The organism is Brevundimonas sp., from assembly GCF_023259385.1.
In the GTDB taxonomy this organism is placed as follows: domain Bacteria; phylum Pseudomonadota; class Alphaproteobacteria; order Caulobacterales; family Caulobacteraceae; genus Brevundimonas.
The window spans coordinates 1-4,364 of the sequence record NZ_JAHFPF010000280.1 but is presented as its reverse complement, the minus strand read 5'-3'; the positions used below and the strand labels follow the sequence as shown (position 1 = coordinate 4,364).

Below are 4,364 nucleotides of genomic sequence, written 5' to 3'. Positions count from 1 at the left end.
GGCGCCGGCCACGGTCCCCGCGGCCAGTCCCCCGATGAAGCCCGACCAGGTCTTGTTGGGCGAGAAGCGCGGCCACAGCTTGGGCCCGCCGATGGTCGAGCCGGCCAGATAGGCCATGATGTCCGAGGCCCAGGCCACGGCGAAGGCGAAGACGGTCCAGTACAGGCCGACATGCGGTCCCGCCTCGGTGTCCGCCCCGCGCAGCCAGATCAGCAGGACGGCGGGCCAGCCGAGGTAGAGCACCCCATAGGCGGCATCCAGCGCCTCCTGCCCGCGGCTGCGGGCGAACATCCCGGCCGCGGCGGCGCAGAACACCAGCATCACCAGGGCCAGGGACAATTGGCCGACGTGGGCCGAGATCACCGCCGCGAACAGGCCGAAGCCGACGGCGCCCGCCATCAGCCGCCAGGCGGCCGCGGCGCTCATCATCGCCCATTCGATCGACAGCAGGACGCAGGCGAGCAGCATCAGGCCCAGGAACCACAGGCCACCCGCCCAGATGGCCAGGACGGCGGCGGGCGCCAGCACCAGGGCCGAAGCGGCTCTCAGTCCGATGTCGCCGGCCCGAACCGCCATCAGCCGGCCACGCGGGCGGCGGGACGGCCGCCGAAACGGCGATCACGGCTGCGGAACTGCGCGACCACGTCGGCCAGGGCGGCCTCGCCGTAGTCGGGCCACAGGATGTCCTGGTAGATCAGCTCGGCGTAGGCGGCTTCCCACAACAGGAAGTTCGACAGCCGGTATTCGCCCGAGGTGCGCACGATCACATCCACCGGCGGTCCTCCCGCGGTCGACAGGCCCGCGCCCAGCGCGGCCTCGTCCAGCGGTTCGACGGCCTCGCCCGCCCTGACCCGGTCAAGGTAGCGCTGCGCGGCGTCGACGATGTCGGCCCGGCCGCCATAGTTGAAGGCGACCTGCAGGGTGAATTTGGTGTTGTGGGCCGTCGTCGCCTCGGCGCGGTCGACGATCTCGGCGATGTCGGCGGGCAGGCCCTGCCGGCGGCCCAGGATGCGCAGGCGCACCCCTTCCCGCTCCAGCCGCTTCAGGTCGCTGCCGACATAGGTGCGCACCAGCCCCATGAGGTCCGAGACCTCGTCGGCCGGGCGCTGCCAGTTCTCGGTCGAGAAGCCGAACACCGTCAGGCAGGTGATGCCCAGCGCGGGCGCGGCCTGGATGGTGCGCTTGAGCGCCTGCACGCCCTCCCGGTGCCCGAGGGCGCGCGGCAGGCCCCGCGCCTCGGCCCAGCGGCCGTTGCCGTCCATGATCAACGCGACATGGCGCGGCCCCGGAGACGCAGGACTTGGGGGTTCAGGACTGAGAGGTTCGGCGCTCATGCGTCGGCTATCCTATGGCAGATCGCGCCATCAGACCTGCATGATCTCAACTTCCTTGGCCTTCAAGGCCTCGTCGACGCGCTTGATGGCCGCGTCCGTGTCCTTCTGGACCTCGGCTTCCATCTTCTTCTGCTCGTCCTGGCTGATGTCGCCCGCCTTCTCGGCCTTCTTCAGGTCGTCGTTGGCGTCGCGGCGCACGTTGCGGACGGCGATCTTCTGCTGTTCGGCGTATTTGCCGGCCAGCTTGGCGAACTCCTTGCGGCGTTCCTCGGTCAGCGGCGGGATCGGGATGCGCAGCATCTGGCCGTCCAGGATCGGGTTCAGGCCCAGGCCGGCGGAGCGGATGGCCTTCTCGACCGCGACGACCATGCCCTTGTCCCAGACGCTGACCGACAGCAGGCGCGGCTCGGGCACGCTGATGGCGGCCACGGCGTTCAGCGGCGAGGTCGAGCCGTAGGCTTCCACCTGCACCGGATCCAGCAGGCCGGCGTGGGCGCGGCCGGTGCGCAGGCCGTTGAACTCTTCCTTCAGGGCGGCGACCGCCTTGTCCATGCGATCGCGGTAGGTCTTCAGATCGGGCTTAGCCATGATCGTTTCTCTCGTCTTCTTATAAGGTTGTCAGGCGGCCTTGCCGTCGGCGCTGATGACGGTGAAGTGGCCCTTCCCGGTCAGGGCGTTCCGGAACGACCCGTCCTCCCGGATGGAGAAGACCACGATCGGAATGCCCGAGTCACGCATCAGGGCCACGGCCGAGGCGTCCATGACCTTCAGGTCGCGCGCCAGGACGTCGTGGTAGGTCAGGGTGTCGTAGCGGGTGGCCGTCGGGTCCTTCTTCGGGTCGGCGGTGTAGACCCCGTCAACGCTGGTGCCCTTCAGCAGGGCGTCGCAGCCCATTTCGGCGGCGCGCAGGGCGGCGCCCGAGTCGGTCGTGAAGAAGGGCGCGCCGACACCGGCGGCGAAGATCACCACACGGCCCTTCTCAAGGTGGCGCAGGGCGCGGCGGCGCACATAGGGCTCGGCCACCGCGTTCATGGTCAGGGCGCTCTGCACCCGGGTCTGGACCCCGATCTTCTCCAGCGCGGCCTGCATGGCCAGGGCGTTCATGACCGTCGCCAGCATGCCCATGTAGTCGGCCGAGGCGCGATCCATGTCGCCCGCCGCCTTGGACAGGCCGCGGAAGATGTTGCCGCCGCCGATGACCAGGCAGATCTCGACGCCCTCGCGGGCCACGTCGGCGATGGCCCCGGCCACCGAGGCCACGGTCTTCATGTCGATGCCGTAGCCCTGATCGCCCATCAGCACCTCGCCCGACACCTTCAGCAGGACGCGTTTGTAGCGGAACTCGGACGGAACGTCGGGCATGGGCAGACCTTGGGCGGGGGATTCGGCTCCTTATAGGAACCTCACCGCCCGCTTCAAAGCCCCGGCGACATACAGACCCCGGATGATCGCGGTTCCGCCCCGCTTCCTAGAGCCGCAGGATGATCGTCTCGACGATCGGACGGCGGTCCCAGATCTGCTGGCTGGCCTTCTTCAGCACGCGCGAGATGGCCTGCTCGATGACCATTTCGTCCTCCAGCGCCGGGCCCTTGAGCTTCAGGACCGTCTGCTCGACCCGTTCGGCCAAATCGTCCAGGGCGTCGCCCAGCGGCGCCTCTTCATCGCCCGGCAGGCCGATGGCCCGCACGTCGATGTCGCTGACGATCTTGCCGCGCCGGTCCATGGCGAAGCTGACGATCAGCACGCCGTTGGTCGAGGCGTGACGCCGCTCGTGCAGGGCCTCGCCCTGTTCGGTCACCAGACGCCCGCCGTCGACGTACAGGCGGCCCGAGGGCACTTCGTCGATGATGGCGGCGGGTCCGGGGGCCAGGCGCACCATGTCGCCGTTGCGCGGCGTCACCGTTTCCGGAACGCCCATGTCCTTGGCCAGGTTGGCGTGTTCGGCCAGGTGGCGGCGCATGCCGTGGGTCGGCACGGCGATCTTGGGCCGCGCCCATTCGTACATCTGCTTCAGCTCGTCCCGGCACGGGTGGCCCGAGACGTGGATGCCGCGGTGATCCTTCTCGGTGTAGAGGCGCACCCCGCGGTCCGCGAGCTTGTCCTGCAGACGCCCGACCGACAGCTCGTTGCCCGGGATGACCCGCGACGAGAAGATGCAGTGGTCGCCGTTGCTCAGCTTCACATAGGGGTGGGTGCCCTCGGCGACCCGGGACAGGGCGGCGCGAACCTCGCCCTGGCTGCCGGTGCACAGGTACAGGATCTCATCGGCCGGCCAGATGCGGGCCTCCTGCTCGCTCAGGAACGGCTTGATGTCGTGAAGCATGCCCACGTGCTTGGCCGCCGCGGTGATGCGGTGCATCGACCGGCCGGCCAGCGACACGCGGCGTCCCGCGGCCTCGGCGGCGCGGATCACGCTGTCCATCCGGGCCACGTTGGACGCGAAACAGCCCACGGCGATGCGGCCCTTCAGCCCGCCGATCAACTCGGTCAGGGCGTCGCGCACCCCGCCCTCGGACCCGGCCGAACCCTCGACGAAGACGTTGGTCGAGTCGCAGACCATGGCCAGGACGCCGTCGTCGCCCAGCTGGCTGATGGCCTTGGCGTCGGTGACGCCGCCGATGATGGGATCGTCGTCGATCTTCCAGTCGCCGGTGTGCAGCACCGTGCCCAGCGGCGTCTTGATCGCCAGGCCGTTCGGCTCGGCGATCGAGTGGGTCATGGTGACGAAGGTGACGTCGAACGGCCCCAGGTTGATCGAGCCGCCCAGCGGCACCTCGATCAGTTCGACCTGGTCCAGGATGCCCGCCTCGCGCAGCTTCTCGCGGATCAGATAGGCGGTGAACGGCGTGGCGTAGAGCGGAGCCTTCATCCGCGTCCACAGCCAGCCCAGCGCGCCGATATGGTCCTCGTGCGCATGGGTCAGGACGATGCCGCGTATCTTCTCGCCTTCCAGGAAGGCCGGATCGGGCACGATCACATCGACGCCGGGCGTCGACAGGTCGCCGAAGGTCACGCCCACGTCCACGATCA

5 protein-coding genes are annotated in these 4,364 nt (G+C 69.2%); all 5 read right to left on the bottom strand.

Annotated elements, in window-relative coordinates:
* A partial coding sequence (locus tag Q0C81_RS16645; protein ID WP_291840578.1) for a phosphatidate cytidylyltransferase occupies positions 1–576 on the bottom strand: 576 nt, incomplete at its 3' end.
* Positions 576–1,334: a polyprenyl diphosphate synthase gene (gene uppS / locus Q0C81_RS16640; protein WP_291840573.1), complete on the bottom strand. Its 759-nt coding sequence runs from the start codon at positions 1,332–1,334 to the stop codon at positions 576–578. The genes Q0C81_RS16645 and uppS, both read right to left, overlap by 1 nt.
* 30 nt (positions 1,335–1,364) lie before the next feature.
* Positions 1,365–1,922: a ribosome recycling factor gene (gene frr, locus Q0C81_RS16635; protein WP_291840570.1), complete on the bottom strand. Its 558-nt coding sequence runs from the start codon at positions 1,920–1,922 to the stop codon at positions 1,365–1,367.
* 30 nt (positions 1,923–1,952) lie between these two features.
* Complete coding sequence (gene pyrH / locus Q0C81_RS16630) at positions 1,953–2,696, bottom strand: UMP kinase (protein ID WP_291840567.1); 744 nt, start codon at positions 2,694–2,696, stop codon at positions 1,953–1,955.
* Between the two features lie 106 nt (positions 2,697–2,802).
* Positions 2,803–4,364 (bottom strand): ribonuclease J (locus Q0C81_RS16625; protein WP_291840564.1); only part of this gene is annotated, 1,562 nt, incomplete at its 5' end.